Origin of the sequence: Nocardia sp. NPDC058666, assembly GCF_042714895.1 — a bacterium.
Lineage (GTDB): Bacteria > Actinomycetota > Actinomycetes > Mycobacteriales > Mycobacteriaceae > Nocardia.
On the sequence record NZ_JBHXRY010000005.1, the window covers coordinates 263,699 to 280,562 of the forward strand.

The following is a 16,864-nucleotide window of genomic DNA, read 5'->3' on the forward strand; positions in this document are numbered from 1 at the left end:
CGTTCAGTGTGGACCGTGTTCGCCAGCGGGTGGCGTAGCGACGTGGCCCGATCTTCGGGTGGGCCCAGCCGACCTCGACGACTGCTGGTTCGAGTTCGCCCTGCCCGCGCGGTCGCCAGTTCAGTTCGGGTGGTCGATTCCGAGTCTGATCGATGCCGGCCGACACACCTGCGCAATGGCGTCGCGTTCGGCGGCCGACAAGTTCGAGGCCGCTCCCGCATAGGAGGGATCGAATACCGTTGCGCCGTAACGCAACCAGTCCGGGTCGCGGTCGATGTCGAGGAAGTCGGCGAGTTCGCCCAGCGCGCGTTCGGGTTCGGCGATCAGGTCCGCGTAGGACAGCGGGAGTACTCGTTGCACGGGATGCTGGTCCAGTGCGTCCAGTCCGGTGTCGATCAGGTCGGACCACATCCGGGCGAAGCGGGTGATCGGCAGGTTCAGCGACATCAGGTGGTCGCGGTCGTAGGCGTCGCCGAGGATCGGCAGTAGCTCCGACGGCAACGTGCTCGGGTCGAAACGCCAGGTGTCACGGTGCGATTCGTCGACATCGAGCAGTTCCAAGGCGTCTTGGATCAAGGCCATCAACCGGAAGCCGGTGTGCCTGCTCATCGACACCGCGGTGTCGGCGGCGTCGCGATACAGGTGGACGAACTTCGCTTCGGGGAAGGTTGCGCGCAGCCAGGGCACCCAACCCAGCGACATCCCGGACCGCTCGACCACGACCGTTCCGCCGAAGCGCTGTGCCAGCCATCCGAACAGCTGACGGAAATGCTGGTCGACCGACTGGGTCGGCCAGGTGGCGATTTCGGTCTGCAGTTGGTCGTATACCGCGTCGGGATCGTGGGATAGGTGCGGCAGCGTCATCAGGCTGATGGCGGGAATTCCGGTGGTGTCAGCGGCGAAACGGGTGTCGGGCAGCCGCGGGTAGATCAGTTCGGGCATGCCGGCGCCGCCACGCACCATCGGATCGAACAGCGGATGTGGGTCGGCGATCGCGCACCAGAACGTCTCGGGTGACACCTTCTCACCGCGCGGCAGGGTGGTTCGCACGGCGAGGAAGAACTCGTTGAGGCTCAACACTTCTCGGTGTCGGCGCAGCACCTCGGACAGGGCGGTGGAGCCGCTGCGTCCGGTGGTCACGACGAAGGCCAGGCCGGCGATGGGCGCGACTTCGGATTCGAGCCGATGCGGGAGAGGGTCGGTCACCGGCGAAACGACCGAGTGTGGTCGACGCGGCGGCTCGGATGAGGGCATTGCGGGGGTTTCGGGTTCCAGATCGGCCCCAGTGCAGCCGACTCCGGCGAGCAGATAGTCCAGGTCGACGACGATTTCACTGGCGAACCCGCCCAGCAGTTCCCGTGCGCGGGAATTGTCGAACAGCCGAGTGTGGATCAGGTAGGGAACGAATCCGCGGGCGGACCGGGTCGCGCTGCGTTCGATCAGGTTCAGGTCGGTCGGCGGTTCGTCGACCAGTGTGACGTCCACCGGCGACAGCGCCCGCAGCATATCCAGCAGCACGGCATTGGGAACGTCCTCGTGATGCACTACGTGATAGGTGCTCAACCCGGTCGGTGCTGCCGCGGCCAACCGGGCCATCTGCACGGCCGCGTCATCGACCGGGATGAAGTTCAGGTGTCCGTCCGGATCGCCCACCAGCCGGGTCGGCGGCAACGTGGTGGTCCGGCGGCGAGTGGACAGTCCGCGCAGCCGCGACCAGGATTCGACGTTGCCACCGATGGTGGAAATGGTGTGCGAGGGCAGCCCCGCCTGTTGTGGCCGGTCGGAGATCACAATGCTGGGCCGCAACACCACGGTGCGCCGTCCGGTGCGCTGCGCCCACTCGCGCACGAGTATCTCGGCTTCGTACTTGGCCTGCTCGTAGGGCACCTCGAAACCCGAGTCGTGGTGCAGGTCGTGCTCGTACCAGACGTCCACCCGTGTTCGGCCTGCGATGTAAGCGGTGCTGATGTGGAACAGATCCGGTTGCCGCGCACCGGTTTCGGTGAACTCGAGGACGCGTTGCGTGCCCACGACGTTGGGCTGGCGGATGACGTCGAGTTCGGCGAGGAAGTTGGTGTTGGCCGCCACATGCCACACCGCGTCGACCTCGTCGGCGAGCTCGCGAAACCGTTGCTCGGTGAACCCGAATCGGGGCTGCTCCAGCTCCACCGGGACCGCGATACATCGTCGGTGCAGCTGCTCGATCCTCGATGCGGGTGTGCCGAGCAACTCCCACGCCGTCGCGATCCGCTGCAACGGATCACTGCCGCCCTGCCGGGTGAGCAAGGTGAACTCGTCGGTGCTGTCGCGCAGCAACTCCCGCAGCAGATACGTTCCCAGAAAGCCCGTAGCACCAGTGATCGCATGCCTCATGAGACAACCCCCTGCCCGCCCGGCAGTGCCGGTAAGTCCCGAAATGCCAACCAGGACAAGATAACTGATGCACGCGGGCCTGTCCGGGCACCAGAGGTGTCACCGTCGTGGGTGCGCTCGACACGGTGCGATCGGGCAGACCCGGGTCCACGCGCCCAGCTGACGGGACTACCTCAATTCGAAACCGAGTTCGGGGGGCGGGGATAGAATTGCCCTGATCAAGGGGGTTCGTGATGAGAAAACGGCTGCTGCTCGTTTCGGCTTTATTGGGGCTTACCGCGGTTCCCGGCACCGCTGATGGGTCGCCCATTCGCTATGTCGCGCTGGGTGATTCGTATACCTCCGCGCCCGGGATGTTCACCCCGGTTCCCGGTAGCCCGCTGCTGTGCACGCGCTCGATCTTCAATTACCCGAATGCGCTGGCCGCGGCTACCGGGTGGGAGTTGATCGATCGCAGCTGCGCGTCGGCGATGACCGAGCATATGACCGTGGCCCAATATGCCGACCAGCCACCGCAATTCGATGCACTCGATGCGAGTACGCAGATCGTCACCTATCAGGCCGGTGGTGACGACAATGGGATGTTCCAGACGTTGGTGCTGTCGTGTGTGGGGCTGAACGTGACCAATGCGTTCAATGTCGGTGCGCCCTGTCGGGATATGTTCGGCAGCCGGTTCGATGACGAGATCACCGCGGGCGCGCCGAAGATCGGGGCCACGATCGCCGAGATCGGAACCAGGGCGCCCAACGCCGACGTCTACGTTCTCGGCTATCCCGCGGTGCTCCCGGAGGTCGGCAGTTGCTGGCCGCAGGTGCCGCTCAGTGACGGCGATGTGGCCTACACCCGCGATATCGAGAAGCACCTCAACGCGGTGTTGCGCGAGCAGGCCGAAGCCAACGGCGCCACGTACGTGGACCTGTACACCCCGACCATCGGGCACGACACCTGTCGCGACGCGGCCACACGCTGGGTAGAGCCGCCGATCCCCGGCCACCTCAACGCCAACCCGGTGCATCCCAACGCGGTAGGCCAGGTGGTCACCGCGCAGATCGTGCGCGAGGCCATCGGCCGCTAGCGCTTACGTGCTGTGCGCGGGCTCCTCGGCCACTTCGGTCGCCTTCGCGGGTGCCTTCGACCGGCGCGCGGTGACCAGGAACAGCACCACCAGTCCCACCGCCAACCACACATACGTGTCGCCGATGATGTGCTGATCCCACGTCCACGAGGTCTCGCGATGCTCGCCGTCGGGCAGGAAACTGTGCGGTGCGATCACGAAGACCGCGGCGACCACCACGGAGGTGGCGTACCAGCCGCGAGCACTGCGCGCGGGCAGGGTGCGGGCGTGGCAGACCATGGCCAGCAGCGCGGGAGCGATCCAGACCCAGTGGTGTGACCACGAGATCGGCGACAGCAGCAGGGTGAACACGGCGTTCAGCGACAGCGCGATGGCCGGTGCGTCGGCGGCCTTGCGCATCGCGGCCACCACCAACACCAGCAGCAGCGCACCGAGCACCAGCCAGAGAACATCGAACGGCAGCCCGGTGATGTGCAGGCGGGCCATCACAGCCTGGATCGACTGGTTCGTATGGAAGGCCGAACCGCTCAGGCCGGATACATTGCCCAGTCCACCGAACCAATAATTGGTGGATTCCTTGGGCAAGAAAGCAAACGAGGCGACGGTCGCGATCGCACCGGTGGCCGCGGCGGTGGCGGCGGCCTTGTAGTCCTTGCGGACCAGGAAATAGAGCACGAACGCGGCCGGGGTGAGCTTGATGGCCGCGGCCAGGCCGATCAGCATGCCGCGCGGGTAGCGGGTTTTGGGCAGCAGGCAGTCGGTGGCGACCAGGACCATCAGCAGCAGGTTGACCTGGCCGAAGTCGATGGTTGCGCGGACCGGTTCCAGCAGCATCGCCGCGGGGACCGCACAGGCGGTCACCAGCAGGGCGGCCTGCTTGCGGTCGGGGTGGTAGCGGCGCGCGACCAGGTACAGGGTCCACGCCAGTGCGGCGACCGACACCACCACGTAGAGAATCTTCGCCGTGGCCCAGGGCAGCAACGCGAACGGTGCCAGCGCGATGGCCGCGAACGGCGGGTAGATGAACGGCAGGCCGATGCCGATCGAGGTCTTGGGCAGCTGCCCGTACATGTCGGCGCCGTCGCGCATCGCCTCGATGCCCAGGCGATAGACCTGGAGGTCGATGAAGCTGCCGGAATAACGTTCGAAGGGCCAGATCGGCGTTTTCACGCACACGACCGAGATCACGGTGAGCAACACCGGCACCAGCCACCATGCTCGATTGATCGGGCGAGGGGCATGCTGCTGCGCGGGGTGGGTGGTGTCACTACTCATCCGCGGCGACTATACCGACTCGGGTGGGCCACCGGGCAATCGCCCGCTGCCGGCTGTGACGTGCGCAATAGCTGCGCGGATGCTCACTGCGCGAGGTTGTAGCGGATCAGATACCCGGCCAACGCGGCGACGTCGTCGTCGGTCCAGTCCGCGAAACGGGACTGGAAGGCCTCGCGACGACGGCTTTCGGCCTTGCGTGCCACGGCCTCGCCCTCGGCGGTGGCGCGCAGGATGTGGTTGCGCCGGTTGCCGGGGTCGACCTCGCGTTCGAGGTAGCCGAGTTTCTCCAGCGCACCCACCTGTCTGCTGACCGTGGACTTGTCGAGCAGGAACTGTTCGGCGAGGTCGGTGGCCAGGCAGCCGCCGCGTTCGCGCACCAGATCCAAGATGCTGTAGGCGACCAGGCTCAACTCGGGGTGCAGTTCGGCGGCGCGCCCGCGGGCCCGGCGCGAGAAGGCGGTCAGTTCGCGCTGGATCGTGTCGACGGCCTGGGCTCTTGCGTTCTTCGCGTTCATAGTTGTACTATACAACCATACTTAGTTGCATTTACCAACTGTTTGGAGATTTCCTTCGATGACTCGCGCACAGTTCCGGCACATCGCCGGGCACCTTCTCACTCCCCTGCTGATGTGCCTCGGCATGGCGTTCGCCTACCTCGGCGCGTTCCACCAGCCTGCCCCGAACAATCTCGAGCTGGCCGTGGTCGGCGACTCCCCGCAGTCGATGGTTCTCGCGCAGACGATGAAGGACAAGGGCGGGCCCGGCCTCGATGTGATCACCGTGCCCAACCGGCAGGCCGCGATCGATGGACTCAACAACCGCGAGCTCACCGGCGCCTACGTGCCCGACGCGACCAAGCCGGAACTGCTGGTCGCCACGGCCAGCTCCGATACCAGTGCGATGGCCGCGGAGGTCGTGTTCCGGTCGGTGGCCGATCATCAGGGCGTGCCGCTGGTGGTCACCGATGTGACGACCAAGGCCGGCGGTGACCCCACGGGTCAGGGGCTGTTCTTCATGCTGGTCGCGTTGAGCGTGGGCGCTTACGGCAGCGTTGCCGTGATCGGCGCGGCCGGTGCGGCGCTGCGGATGCGCGTGCGTGCCGCGGTGGGTGTGGTGACGGCGGCGATCGTGGCGATGATCAGCGTGCTGGTCGCGGGCCCGGTATTCCACGTGATCGACTCCGATTACCTGAGTGTGTTCGGGATCGCCTGGCTGTACGCCTCGGGCATCATCTTGATCGGCGTCGGGCTGCACACGTTCCTCAAGCGTTGGACGACACTGGCTCTGATCACCCTGTTCGTGATGCTGAACTTCACCACCTCCGGTGGCGTGTACGGGCCCGAGCTGCAGAACGGCTTCTTCGGTGCGCTGCACTCGTTCTGGAACGGTGCGGACTTCCTCGAAAGCTTGCGCAACCTGCTGTACTTCGACGGTGGTGCCGGGTTCGGTGCGCGCCTGTTCGGGCTGTTCGCGTGGTTGGCCGTCGGTCTGGTGCTCGTGGTGGTGGCAGGTCGGTACGAAGCGCGTCACGCGCCGAAGCCGGTCGCGCCTGCCGCGGTCGAGGAGGAGATCGGCGAGTCGGTCGCTGTCTGACCGTTGATCTGTCGGGGGATGCCCCGGTGAAACCTGTTGTTTGTCGACGGGATTCGCCGGGGCTTTGTCGTTTCTCGGAGGGGTACCGTTTGCTGAATCGCCCACGTCCGCGCGTAGACGCGAGTACGGTGTAGCGCGAAACCGCGGACGTTCTGGTGCCGCGAGGGGGTTGCGAACAGTGTAGAGAGTGGGGCGTCACCGATGAATGATCCCGGCGTGCGACGCGGCGACCATGTCCCGCTCGACCAGCGTTATCACGGTGCCGATCCCATCGAATGGTGCGGTGCGGCGGTCTATCCCATGTACACCGAGGCGCTACCGGTCGGCACGACCGCGGTGCATCTTCGCGCACTGTCGGTGATGGCACCCGAGGACGTGACCGGGCTGGGTCTCGGCCTGTCGGTGCACGACGGGCACGTGAACCTGAACGGCAAAGCGCTGCCAGGAGTCGACATCTGGTACGAAGCACTGGTTACCGGCATCGACATCACCGTCACCGCCGACGCCCCCGACGCCCTGTTCACCCTCACCCCCGTCTGGGTCGCCGAATCCGGCACCCACCAATCCTGGACCGGCAACTACGGCATGGTCGTAGACCTGCTCCCCGACGGCGCCTCGACCCTGTGGTGCAGCACCGGCCCCGGCACCCCCGACTTCAACGAACTCGTCGTCGAACTCACCACCGGCCCCGCCACCCGCCTGGACCCCGTCCCCGCAGCCGAACTCACCGCACCCCTGTCCCCCATCACCGCCGCCCCCCAATCCCCCGACGTCGGCACCGCCCTCTACGACCTGGGCACCGCCATGCACGAACGCGGCGAACACGATTCAGCCCGTCTGCTGTGGACCCAAGCCGCCCGAGCAGGCCACCCCGGCGCCGCCTACGACCTGGGCACCCTGTTCTACCAGGCAGGCGACGACGAAGCCGCGCAACAATGGTGGCAAACCGCCGCCCACGAAGACCCGCGAGCGGCGGCTTCCCTCACCGCATTATTGGAACGACACTAGGTCGACTGATCCGCTAGTGCCCCAACGCTTTCCGGTACGTCACGCACGGGCGTGAAATCTCGGGCGGCGATGTGTTGCGGGCGACGCTGGGGGGCCGCGAACGGTTCGACCAGGGCGTTTTCCACGCTGTTGAACACCAGGAAGATGTTCGAGCGTGGGAACGGGGTGATGTTGTTCGAGGATCCGTGCATCAAGTTGGAGTCGAACAGCAACGCCGAACCGGCTCGGCCGGTGAACTGGGTGATGCCGTAGCGGGCCGCGAGGAACGTGATGTCGTCGGGGGTGGGGATTCCGATTCGTTGCTCGCGCAACGACTCCCGGTAGTGCCCGGTGGGTGTTTCGCCCAGGCAGGGCACGAAGGTGCGGTGGGAGCCCGGCATCATCATCAGGCTGCCGTTGAACGGGTAGTTGTCGGTCAACGCGATCGACAGGCTCACCGCGCGCGGGGCGGGCATGCCGTCTTCGGCGTGCCAGGTTTCGAAATCGGAGTGCCAGGCGAAACCGCTACCACCGAAACCGGGCATGTAGTTCACCCGAGTCTGGTGCAGGTACACCGGTGAGCCGAGGATCTGTTCGGCCAGGCCGACGATCCGCGATTCGGTCAGCAGTTCCGCGATCGGGTTGCTGAGCTGGTGCACCTGAAACACCGAACGGACCTGTCCCGCAACAGGTTCCACCACGACACGTTCGTCGCCGTAGAGCACGGGGTCGGCCGCGAGGTGTCCGATCTCGGCGCCGAACGCGGCCACTTCGTCGGGGGTGAGCAGGTCGGGGATCGTCGCGAAACCGTTCGCGTGGAACCCGGCCAGCTCCGGCGAGGTGACCTGCCCCCACACCGACGCGTCGGTGCGTTCGATGTGGGGGGCCGGTTCGGACAACCGCGTCGGGTAGCGGTCGCGCTGATCAGACACTGGCAGCGTCCTCCTCCTCGACGATCAACGGATACACCCCGTTCTCATCGTGTACTTCGCGGCCGGTGACCGGCGGATTGAACACACACAGCATCCGCAACTGGGTGCGGGCGGTGACCTGATGACGTTCGTGCCCGTCCAGCAGGTACATCGAGCCGGGCCCCAGCGGGTACTCCGTGTTGTTGTCGAGGTCGAGCAGACTGCCCTCACCCTCGACCAACCAGACCGCCTCGACGTGGTTCTGGTAGTGGAACTTGTGCACGGTCCCGGCTTCGATCGTTGTCTCGTGGAAGGAGAACCCGACCTTGTCGCCGCCGAGCACGATGCGCTTGCTGCGCCAACCCGGCCCTGCCACATCGCGTTCGGTGCCGGTGATCTCCGAGGTGGTGCGCACGATCATGCGGCACCACCACACACGGTGTCGATCGAGGAGACCAGCACCGACAGGCCCTGGTCGAGCTCGTCGCTGCCCAGCGTCAACGGCGGCAACAGTTTCACGACCTCGTCCATGGAACCCGAGGTTTCCACCAGCAGCCCCTGTTCGAACGCGGTGCGGCACACCTTGCCCGCCTGCGACGGATCGTCGAACACGATGCCGTGCACCATGCCGCGACCGCGGGTGGACACCCCGGAGTGGCGTGCGGCGACCGCGCTCAGCGTGCGGCCCACGTAGAGGCCGTTCTCGGCGGTGCGCTGAGCCAGCTTGTCATCGGCCCAGTACTCGCGCAGAGCGGCGGTGGCGGTGACGAAGGCGGGGTTGTTGCCGCGGAAGGTGCCGTTGTGCTCGCCCGGCGACCACACGTCGTGTTCGGGCTTGAGCAGCACCAACGCCATCGGCAGGCCGTAACCGCTGATCGACTTCGACAGGGTGACGATGTCGGGCGTGATGCCCGCGATCTCGAACGAGAAGAACGGACCGGTACGCCCGCAACCCATCTGCACGTCGTCGACGATGAGCAGGATGTCGCGCGCGGCGCACAGTCCGGCCAGGTGCCGCAGCCATTCGGCGCGGGCCAGGTTGACGCCACCTTCACCCTGCACGGTCTCCACGATCACCGCGGCGGGGCGATCGAAACCCGAGGAGCTGTCGTCGAGGACGCGCTGCATCCAGCCGAAGTCCTCGATGGTGTTGTCGAAGTAGCCGTCATACGGCATGGGGGTCGAATGCTCCAGCGGCACACCGGCACCCGCACGCTTGGCGGCGTTGCCGGTAACGGCCAGCGCGCCCAGGGTCATCCCGTGGAAAGCGTTGGTGAAGCTCAAGACCGTCTTGCGACCGGTCACCTTGCGCGCCAGTTTCAACGCGGCTTCAACGGCATTCGCGCCCGTCGGCCCGGGGAACTGCACCTTGTAGTCCAGCCCACGCGGCGACAGAATCGTGTCGCGGAAAGTCTCGAGCAATTCGCGTTTGGCCACGGTCGACATATCCAAACCGTGGGTGATGCCGTTGCTGCCGATGTATTCCAGCAGTGCCTTCTTCAGAATCGGGTTGTTGTGCCCGTAGTTCAATGCGCCTGCACCGGCGAAGAAGTCGAGGTATTCGCGGCCTTGTTCGTCGCGCAACCATGCGCCTTCGGCGGTGCTGAAGATGGCCGGCCAGTCACGGCAGTATCCGCGCACATTCGATTCCATGGCCTCGAAAATGCTGGTGTCGGTGGTCGTGATCATCGTCGTTCCTCCTGGCGCTGAGCGGGTGAGATGACATACAGCTGCTCGGCCTCGTGTGAATCGGGGAAATCGTTTTCGTCGAACAGGTCCTCGGTGCGCAAGTCCGCACCGCGTTCCCTTGCCACCGCGGCGAACAACGCCTGCGAGGCGGTGTTGTCGGGTGAGATCGTGGTTTCCAGCGTGGTGATGCCTGCTTCGGCGACCGAATCCAGCAGTGCGTGCAGGATTCCCGCCGCCAGGCCGCGGCCACGGAACTGCGCGTCCACGGCGATCTGCCAGACGAACAGCGTGTCCGGGGCTTCGGGGCGCATGTAGCCGATGACGAAACCGACCGGCTGGCCGTCGGCTTCGGCGACCAGCGAGGTCGCGGCGAAATCGCGACACCACAGCAGATAGGCGTAACTGGAATTGACGTCGAGTACCTGCGAATCGCGCGCGATCCGCCACAGCTGCGCTCCGTCTCCCAGCCGTGGATGACGCAATCTCGGTTCCGAACCAGGGGCCGCCGCGCTGGCGGCCGGCTCGATGGACATGGTGGACGTTGTCATATCTCTACTGTTTCCAAACGACTTTGCGGTCTATGTGTCGAACTCTTTGCGGTTGTATGACGAATCGTTTACTGCGTTTGCATATCGAGGCGATACCCCAAGCCGCGCACGGTAACCACGATGCGCGGGTCGGACGGGTCGCGTTCGATCTTGGTGCGCAGTCGGCGCACATGGACGTCGACGATGCGTTCGTCACCGAAAAAGCCCTGGTCCCAGACTCTTTCGAGCAGGACAGAGCGGCTGAGCACCCGGCCCGGCGTTTCCGCGAGCTCACACAGCAACCGGAATTCGGTGACCGTGAGATGAATCTCCTCGGTGCCGCGACGCACCGCTCCGGCATCGGCGGCCAAGATCAACGGGGCCTGCGGATCGGCGTCGAGCACGACCTCGGGCGTGCTGTCGCGGTCGGCGGTGATGCGGGCGCGACGGCGGAGCGCACGCATCCTGGCGGTGATCTCCTTGATTTCGAACGGTTTGCTCACGAAGTCGTCGGCCCCCGCCTCCAGGGCCGCGACCACATCGTGGGTGTCGTACCGGGTGCTGATCACGATGATCGGCACGTCATGGTCGCGACGGATCTCCCTGATGCAGTCGAAGCCATCTGCCTCGCCGCGCATCAGGTCGACGATCATCAGATCGGGTGGCCCGTCGTTTCGCAGCCGATCGAGGGCGTCCGCGGGCACGCCTGCCTCGGCGACGGCATACCCTTCGTCCTCCATCGCGCGGCGCAGATCGCCACGCATCTGGACGTCATCGTCCACGATCATGAGGTTCGCGCTCATTGTGCACATCCTTTGCTGACACGCCGGAGCGGCAGCCGGTACACCTGGGGAATTCGTGTCCCCAGACCGACACGCCATCCCGCCTTCGAGCTTGTTACCGATTTGTTATGTACCCAGTCTCTTCGCGGCGTAAACCCGTCGTAACAATCCGCCCGGTCAACAGGGGGTTCAGCGCGGCCGCCGCGATGGCATAGTCGAAGGCGTGACCCCGACTTTCGACGACATCGAAGCCGCCGCCGCCCGCATCGACGGACTGGTTCGCCCGATCACCGTCGCACCGGCTGGACCAGGGGCGGACCCGCTGTGGTTCGCACTGGAATTTCTGCAGTTCACCGGCTCTTTCAAGGCCCGCGGAGCCCAGAATTTCGTGCGCGCGCACGCCGCTGCGGGAACGTTGCCCGACGCGGGTGTGACGATCGCCTCAGGGGGCAATGCCGGGTTGGCGTGTGCGTGGGCGGCGCGTGAGGCCGGGGTGCCCGCGACAGTGTTTCTGCCCGAGACCGCTCCCCCGGTCAAAATCCGTCGACTTCGTGACTACGGTGCGCAGGTACGACTGATCGGTCCTGAGTACAAGCAGGCCCTGGCCGCGTGCCGAGAGTTCGCCGAGACCAGCGGGGCACTGGCCGCCCACGCTTACGACCATCCGCTCATCGCCGCGGGCGCCGGGACGTTGATGCGTGAGATCCATGCCCAAGTACCCGATCTGGACACGGTGCTCGTCGCCGTCGGCGGAGGTGGGTTGTTCACCGGAACAGCAATCGCCGCACAGCATTACGGAATCCGCACGATCGCGGTCGAACCGCAGGGCTGCCGATCCTTGAACGCCGCACTCGAAGCCGGCCACCCGGTAGACGTCACCGTCGACTCGATCGCCTCCGATTCCCTCGGCGCACCGAACGTGTCAACGATGGCTGTGGAAGCAGCCCAAAACCCCAGTGTGCGTTCGATTCTGGTACCCGACGACGCGATCCACGCAGCCCGCCGACAACTCTGGGACGAACACCGCATCGCCGTCGAAAACGGCGCAGCCACAGCCCTCGCCGCCCTACTCGACACCGGATCCGGCCCGGCCTACCAGCCCGAACCGGGCGAACGGGTGTGCGTGATCTTGTGCGGGGCCAACACCGACCCGAGTGATCTGGTCTAACGGACCAAGGCACGCAGCCTTGTGACCGGCTGATCAGCAGCGAAGCGGCCCTGCTCGGCCAATGCTTCCGAGCAGATCCAGGCCTAGGTCAACCGCCCGAACAACGTCAGATTCGATCCTCAGCAAAGCGAGCGCTACTGACGAGCACATGCGGTACCGCGCAGAGCCGACCTGTATGCTCGCTGAAAATTGGCTGATCAGGGGGGGAATAATGGCGTTCGAAGTCAATCCGGATAGCCTTCGAAGTGCGGCGGGCGCGGTAGCTATGGTTCCTGCTGAAGTCGACCGGGCACCCTATCTCGGCGCGGCGCCGAATGTGGGAAAGTTGCGCGGGTCCGTGATCGGGGGTGCGTTGAATCAGTCGGATCCGGCGAGCAAGCGCGCCAAGGACGTCGTGAAGGCGCGTTTCAACCAGTTCTCCAGTGTGCTGGCGATTTCGGCGGAGACCTTCCGCGATACCGATCTGGACGCTGCCGCACGGATCGCAGCAATAGGCGATATCAACTCCGGCGACCCGCACGCGGGGCGATGAACGGATGAGTACACCTGCCGAAGTGTTGAGTTGGGACGTCTCTGGACTGCAGTCGCTGTCCGACCGTGCCACCGGTATCGCCGACGCGCTCATCACCGTGTCGAACACCATGTACACCACGATCACCGAACTCGCGTGGCAGGGCGCTGCCATGCAGGCAGCGGAGACCAAGGCCGAACGGGAGCGGACTCAAATGCGCGCCATCGCGACGGCCTACGACGACCTCAGCGCCGCATGTGGAGGGGCGGCCCGCAGTATGGCGCACCCGCTCGCCGAGATCAGGACCATATTCCACCATTACGTCGTGCCACCCGTCGCCGTCGCCGACGATTGGTCTATCAGCGGCGTCAAGGATTGGAATTCTGAAGCAGGAGTGCAACTTTCGCGACTGGCGGGGTTGGTCTCCACTCTGAACACCGCTGATGCACAGTGGGGTGCGAAAGTCGCAGAAGCGAACGCCGAACTCGAGGTCATGGCTCCGCAGTCAGCGCTGAACGACGCAACGAAAGCAATTGAAGACACCAAGAAACAGGATTCACGCACGGATCCGGATCGCATCCGGACATCAGCGGCGGCGTTCCAACAGATGTTCGGTCGCGCCCCTACGAGCCCTACGGACTGGAAGACGGCTGAGGCGCTCAATCCGAGCAGTTACGATCCGAAATACCAGGGCGTGCCGCCGAGTATCAAGGTTGCCCGAATCGAGCCGGTTCCTGGCCAGGGAGTTGTCCGTGCCGCTGCATTCATTCCGGCGGCCGAGGTATTCAACGCGGATATGGGTGGACTCAACTACGACAAGGGCGACAACCGCGACGAAGATCCCAACTTCGATCCCGAACACGCGCGCGTCACCACGTACGTCGACTACGAAAATGGACTGATAATCACTCGACAAAACCCGTCGGTCGACAGCAATGGCGAAGTGCGAGTCGGCGTACCGGAAGTTCAGGCCCAGCAACTCCCCAACGGGGCGGTGATGATCCAATATGATGCGGGAAATCCATTTCGCACCACCTGGAGCAGGCCTGACCGGCCACACTGTAAACGGCGATTTGGTCATTTCCCCGAGTAGCGGAAACCCGGGGACGCCCAGGGTCGTTGCCGGTGGCGAGATAACCAACTACCCGTCTATCGAGATCTATCAGGACAACTCGACGGGCACCTCCCGTCCTGTACTGATAGACCCGGCCAATTCTGGTAGCCAGTGGGGGCCGGTCGGGAACCTGCCCTCATATCATGAGGTCGGCGGAGGTAAGGCCATGTTCGAGCCCTTCAAGGCTGATTTCGATGATCCGAATTGGGAGCGGAACACGCCGACACCGCTCGGCGATCCGAGCAACGTGCCAACGACCGTGGTGGTGCGGTAGTGGGCGACACCGACAACACGGGCCGCGGACTGGTCGCAGACTCCGCGTTCTGGCAGGCGGCGACCATTGCGGTGCCCGCGGCATCGGTGATGATCGTGACCCTGTTCGGATTTCTGGCTCGCTTGGCCGACGCCGCGTATCCGTCGCTCGACGTATCACAGCATCTGGTATACGGAATTCTCACTGCGGTCGTGGTCGTGGTTGCCGGTTGCCTCATCGTGCGTAGGACCGCACGGACGTTGGGCGCCGCGGTCGGCACAGCGGTTCCCGGCATACTCCTGACGCTGTCGTGGGTGGCGAGCATATGAGCGGGATTCCAGACAAGTACTTTCGCGCAGACTGGTTCGGCCCTGAGGGTTTTGCCGCAGCGGTCCTCGCGATGCTGTCAATCTCTCTGCCGTACGCCGAGTTGGTACCCAGAGACGCGACCTGGTTTATCGCTGGACCGCCCGTCACCGGGTTGCTGCTCATCGCACTCAGCGCCGCGGGTTTCCCTTTCAGCACCAGCCTTCGACGGCTAGGCGTGGGATCATTGGCCGCGTTCGCCGGATTCGTCTGCTCGATTCCCGGATTCTTGCTCGGGCTCGCCGTCGGTGGCATCTTCACGTAGGGGCGCATGGAACTGCAATTGGAAATTGTTGGCCAACCCATCTCAGAGGTCGAGTTGGGTTTTACGGCGACGATCCGAATCGGTTCGCCGATTGAGTTCGAACTGCAGATAGAGGGAGAGATCGCTTTCTCTACCGGCGACGGGAAGGTCATGAGCGCGCCGTCCAACAACTACGGTGGCATCAGCAAGGAGTTGCAGGCCACTGTCGGTTCGACGGTTACGCGGGCCGATGTCAGCGAAATCGATGGCTTGTCAATCGAATTGAGTTCTGGTGCTGTGCTCGAGGTTCCCGTCGACGAACGTTATGAAGCGTGGGGCATAGTCGGGCTGAGCGGATATCGCGTTATCTGCTTGCCCGGCGGGGAGCTTGCCCTCTGGTCCGCGCGCGACGGTGGTTGAACACCAATTCGAGTGGGCTGGTCTAGCGGACCAGTTCGTTCTTGACGGCGTAGTTGGTCATGGCGGAGTTGAGGCCGCGCATGGCGAGGGTGTAGCCGTAGGGGACGTAGCGTTGGCCCCAGTGGGCTAGGTGGATGTCTCGGGAGGTGTAGACCCAGAAGCGGTTGCGTTCTACGCCTTTGATGACCGAGGTGGCGGCTTGGTCGGGGGTGACTGCGTGGCGCATGAACAGGCCGATTGCCTTGTCGAGGGCGGCGTTGTCGCGGTCTACGCCGGCGATGTCGATGGTGTCGGCCATGGGGGTGGCCATGGCGCCGGGGACTACCAGGCTGACGCCGATCTTGTGGCGGCGTAGGTCGAAGCGCAGGACTTCGGAGATGCCGCGTAGGCCGAATTTGGTGGCGCTGTAGGGGGCGTGCCAGGGCAGGCCGAAGATGCCTGCGGCGGAGGAGACGTTGACCAGGTGGCCGCCGCGGCCTGCGGTGATCATCGGGGTGATGAATTCCTCGATGATGTGGATGGGGCCCATCAGGTTGATGTCGATGGTGCGGCGCCACTGCTGGTGGGTGAGTTTGTCCACGGTGCCCCAGGTGGCGATGCCTGCCACGTTCATGACGATGTCGACGTGGCTCACGGCGTCGAAGGTGTGCGCGGCCAGGCCGACGACCGCGGAGTGGTCGCTGACGTCGGCGGCGTGGGCCAGGTGCACGGTGGCGCCCGCGGCGCGCAGTTCCTCGGCGGTGGTGGCCAGTGCGTCCGCGGTGATGTCGGTCAGAACGAGCGACGCCCCTTTGGCGGCGGCCGCGAAAGCGGTGGCACGGCCCAGGCCGCTGGCGGCGCCGGTGATCAGGCAGGTCTTCCCGTCGAACTTCGTCATGGCCCCGACCCTACGTTTGGTGAACAGATGCGTCTACGGTGGCGATCGCGATGGTGGTCCAGCCGCCGACGTGGATTCGACTGCCTTCGCGCAAGGCGACCGCGTGTTGCGGGTCGATCGGGGTTTCGGCGCCGTCGAGGCTGGTTCCGTTCGTGGAACCGAGGTCGGTGATGGTGAGCGCACCGCCCTGATCGACCTGGATCATCGCATGTGCGCGCGACACTCCGATATCCGCGGGGGCGATGCCGAGGTCGATCTCGGGCGTGATTCCCTGCGAGACCGACCGTTTTCCGATCAGGAACCGGTTGCCCCGCAAGATGATTCGGCGTTCGGGGTAGAAATCGGGGAAGGCGACGCGTTCGACATCGGGGCCTTTGCGGGCTTGCACGCGCGTGTAGAACTCGCGGTCGGCGAAGACTCGGGCGACCCACACCGGCGCGCGTTCGCCGTCCTGGACCTCACCGGGCGCTTGCACTGGGGGATCGAGCCCAGGTTGTGAAGGGTCGGCTGGTCGTGGGGCGGGCGGCGGAAGCTCCCAGTCGTACCCACACCCTTCACAGAACCGTCCGCTGCTCGGCGTCGCACAGTTCGGGCACAGTCGCAGCTGCACCGGGTCGGGAATCGCGCCCAGCGCCGACCCGCACACATCGCAGTAGTCGGTGGACTGCGACTGGTGTCCGTCCGCGCACATCGCCATG

The 16,864-nt window shown here is 65.1% G+C and carries 19 protein-coding genes; 9 read left to right on the forward strand and 10 right to left on the reverse strand.

The features are described from left to right. Positions 1-120: 120 nt before the first annotated feature. Positions 121-2,373 carry an SDR family oxidoreductase gene (locus ACFWVD_RS15080; RefSeq protein ID WP_379242976.1) on the reverse strand — a complete coding sequence of 751 codons (2,253 nt, stop codon included), beginning with the start codon at positions 2,371-2,373 and terminating at the stop codon, positions 121-123. A gap of 233 nt (positions 2,374-2,606) precedes the next feature. Here ACFWVD_RS15080 and ACFWVD_RS15085 point away from each other — a divergent pair, with 233 nt between their 5' ends. Then, on the forward strand, positions 2,607-3,449 hold the full coding sequence (locus ACFWVD_RS15085; protein ID WP_379242978.1) for an SGNH/GDSL hydrolase family protein: 843 nt from the start codon (positions 2,607-2,609) through the stop codon (positions 3,447-3,449). A 3-nt stretch (positions 3,450-3,452) separates the two neighbouring features. Here ACFWVD_RS15085 and ACFWVD_RS15090 read toward each other — a convergent pair whose 3' ends face one another. Both ACFWVD_RS15090 and ACFWVD_RS15095 read right to left on the reverse strand, forming a co-directional pair. Next, positions 3,453-4,724: a glycosyltransferase family 87 protein gene (locus tag ACFWVD_RS15090; RefSeq protein WP_379242980.1), complete on the reverse strand. Its 1,272-nt coding sequence runs from the start codon at positions 4,722-4,724 to the stop codon at positions 3,453-3,455. A gap of 83 nt (positions 4,725-4,807) precedes the next feature. Continuing rightward, the gene (locus ACFWVD_RS15095; protein ID WP_379242982.1) at positions 4,808-5,239 is read right to left on the reverse strand and encodes a MarR family winged helix-turn-helix transcriptional regulator; all 432 of its coding nucleotides are present in this window, start codon (positions 5,237-5,239) and stop codon (positions 4,808-4,810) included. Positions 5,240-5,297: 58 nt separating this feature from the next. Between ACFWVD_RS15095 and ACFWVD_RS15100 the strand changes: the two genes are divergently transcribed. After that, a complete protein-coding gene (locus ACFWVD_RS15100; RefSeq protein WP_379242984.1) occupies positions 5,298-6,317 on the forward strand; it encodes a hypothetical protein in 1,020 nt (339 codons plus the stop codon). Positions 6,318-6,518: 201 nt separating this feature from the next. Further along, positions 6,519-7,325, forward strand: coding sequence for a type IV pilus biogenesis/stability protein PilW (locus ACFWVD_RS15105; RefSeq protein WP_379242986.1), 807 nt, complete (start codon positions 6,519-6,521; stop codon positions 7,323-7,325). Here the strand turns inward: ACFWVD_RS15105 and thpD are convergent. From thpD to ACFWVD_RS15130, 5 genes are all read right to left on the reverse strand, one after another. Continuing rightward, entirely contained in the window at positions 7,322-8,242 is a 921-nt protein-coding gene (thpD, locus tag ACFWVD_RS15110) for an ectoine hydroxylase (protein ID WP_379243321.1), read from the reverse strand. The two genes, ACFWVD_RS15105 and thpD, sit on opposite strands and share 4 nt — an antisense overlap. Beyond that, positions 8,229-8,636, reverse strand: coding sequence for an ectoine synthase (locus tag ACFWVD_RS15115; RefSeq protein WP_379242988.1), 408 nt, complete (start codon positions 8,634-8,636; stop codon positions 8,229-8,231). The genes thpD and ACFWVD_RS15115 overlap by 14 nt, the downstream gene beginning before the upstream one ends. Next, a complete protein-coding gene (gene ectB, locus ACFWVD_RS15120) occupies positions 8,633-9,901 on the reverse strand; it encodes a diaminobutyrate--2-oxoglutarate transaminase (protein WP_379243323.1) in 1,269 nt (422 codons plus the stop codon). Before ectB ends, ACFWVD_RS15115 begins: the two co-directional genes overlap by 4 nt. Further along, a complete protein-coding gene (ectA, locus tag ACFWVD_RS15125) occupies positions 9,901-10,452 on the reverse strand; it encodes a diaminobutyrate acetyltransferase (RefSeq protein ID WP_379242990.1) in 552 nt (183 codons plus the stop codon). Before ectA ends, ectB begins: the two co-directional genes overlap by 1 nt. Positions 10,453-10,520: 68 nt before the next feature. After that, positions 10,521-11,234 (reverse strand): response regulator transcription factor, encoded by a 714-nt coding sequence (locus ACFWVD_RS15130; RefSeq protein WP_379242992.1) that lies wholly within the window; start codon positions 11,232-11,234, stop codon positions 10,521-10,523. Between the two features lie 202 nt (positions 11,235-11,436). Here ACFWVD_RS15130 and ACFWVD_RS15135 point away from each other — a divergent pair, with 202 nt between their 5' ends. The 6 genes from ACFWVD_RS15135 to ACFWVD_RS15160 all read left to right on the forward strand — a co-directional run bounded on the left by ACFWVD_RS15135 (position 11,437) and on the right by ACFWVD_RS15160 (position 15,289). Next, positions 11,437-12,381: a threonine/serine dehydratase gene (locus ACFWVD_RS15135; protein WP_379242994.1), complete on the forward strand. Its 945-nt coding sequence runs from the start codon at positions 11,437-11,439 to the stop codon at positions 12,379-12,381. Positions 12,382-12,592: 211 nt separating this feature from the next. Then, the gene (locus ACFWVD_RS15140; protein WP_379242995.1) at positions 12,593-12,913 is read left to right on the forward strand and encodes a hypothetical protein; all 321 of its coding nucleotides are present in this window, start codon (positions 12,593-12,595) and stop codon (positions 12,911-12,913) included. Positions 12,914-12,917: 4 nt separating this feature from the next. Continuing rightward, complete coding sequence (locus ACFWVD_RS15145) at positions 12,918-13,985, forward strand: WXG100 family type VII secretion target (protein WP_379242997.1); 1,068 nt, start codon at positions 12,918-12,920, stop codon at positions 13,983-13,985. Between the two features lie 225 nt (positions 13,986-14,210). Beyond that, positions 14,211-14,588, forward strand: coding sequence for a hypothetical protein (locus ACFWVD_RS15150; RefSeq protein ID WP_379242999.1), 378 nt, complete (start codon positions 14,211-14,213; stop codon positions 14,586-14,588). Positions 14,589-14,659: 71 nt separating this feature from the next. Then, positions 14,660-14,890, forward strand: a complete 231-nt coding sequence (locus ACFWVD_RS15155; protein ID WP_379243001.1) for a hypothetical protein — start codon at positions 14,660-14,662, stop codon at positions 14,888-14,890. 6 nt (positions 14,891-14,896) lie between these two features. Then, entirely contained in the window at positions 14,897-15,289 is a 393-nt protein-coding gene (locus tag ACFWVD_RS15160) for a DUF6188 family protein (protein ID WP_379243003.1), read from the forward strand. A 22-nt stretch (positions 15,290-15,311) separates the two neighbouring features. On the opposite strand, the gene ACFWVD_RS15165 is transcribed toward ACFWVD_RS15160, so the two are convergent. Then, positions 15,312-16,166 carry an SDR family oxidoreductase gene (locus ACFWVD_RS15165; protein WP_379243005.1) on the reverse strand — a complete coding sequence of 285 codons (855 nt, stop codon included), beginning with the start codon at positions 16,164-16,166 and terminating at the stop codon, positions 15,312-15,314. 10 nt (positions 16,167-16,176) lie between these two features. Continuing rightward, positions 16,177-16,863: an FHA domain-containing protein gene (locus ACFWVD_RS15170; RefSeq protein ID WP_379243007.1), complete on the reverse strand. Its 687-nt coding sequence runs from the start codon at positions 16,861-16,863 to the stop codon at positions 16,177-16,179. Between the last annotated feature and the right edge of the window lies 1 nt (position 16,864).

Bases quoted from the DNA above. Each gene is read 5' to 3' on its own strand.
- ACFWVD_RS15170 (WP_379243007.1), bottom strand. From the start codon at position 16,863: ATGGCGATGTGCGCGGACGGACACCAGTCGCAGTCCACCGACTACTGC.
- ACFWVD_RS15115 (WP_379242988.1), bottom strand. From the start codon at position 8,636: ATGATCGTGCGCACCACCTCGGAGATCACCGGCACCGAACGCGATGTG.
- ectA (WP_379242990.1), bottom strand. From the start codon at position 10,452: ATGACAACGTCCACCATGTCCATCGAGCCGGCCGCCAGCGCGGCGGCC.
- ACFWVD_RS15160 (WP_379243003.1), top strand. From the start codon at position 14,897: ATGGAACTGCAATTGGAAATTGTTGGCCAACCCATCTCAGAGGTCGAG.
- ACFWVD_RS15080 (WP_379242976.1), bottom strand. From the start codon at position 2,373: ATGAGGCATGCGATCACTGGTGCTACGGGCTTTCTGGGAACGTATCTG.
- ACFWVD_RS15095 (WP_379242982.1), bottom strand. From the start codon at position 5,239: ATGAACGCGAAGAACGCAAGAGCCCAGGCCGTCGACACGATCCAGCGC.
- ACFWVD_RS15100 (WP_379242984.1), top strand. From the start codon at position 5,298: ATGACTCGCGCACAGTTCCGGCACATCGCCGGGCACCTTCTCACTCCC.
- ACFWVD_RS15085 (WP_379242978.1), top strand. From the start codon at position 2,607: ATGAGAAAACGGCTGCTGCTCGTTTCGGCTTTATTGGGGCTTACCGCG.
- ACFWVD_RS15105 (WP_379242986.1), top strand. From the start codon at position 6,519: ATGAATGATCCCGGCGTGCGACGCGGCGACCATGTCCCGCTCGACCAG.
- ACFWVD_RS15140 (WP_379242995.1), top strand. From the start codon at position 12,593: ATGGCGTTCGAAGTCAATCCGGATAGCCTTCGAAGTGCGGCGGGCGCG.
- ACFWVD_RS15165 (WP_379243005.1), bottom strand. From the start codon at position 16,166: ATGACGAAGTTCGACGGGAAGACCTGCCTGATCACCGGCGCCGCCAGC.
- ACFWVD_RS15090 (WP_379242980.1), bottom strand. From the start codon at position 4,724: ATGAGTAGTGACACCACCCACCCCGCGCAGCAGCATGCCCCTCGCCCG.
- ACFWVD_RS15130 (WP_379242992.1), bottom strand. From the start codon at position 11,234: ATGAGCGCGAACCTCATGATCGTGGACGATGACGTCCAGATGCGTGGC.
- ACFWVD_RS15155 (WP_379243001.1), top strand. From the start codon at position 14,660: ATGCTGTCAATCTCTCTGCCGTACGCCGAGTTGGTACCCAGAGACGCG.
- ACFWVD_RS15145 (WP_379242997.1), top strand. From the start codon at position 12,918: ATGAGTACACCTGCCGAAGTGTTGAGTTGGGACGTCTCTGGACTGCAG.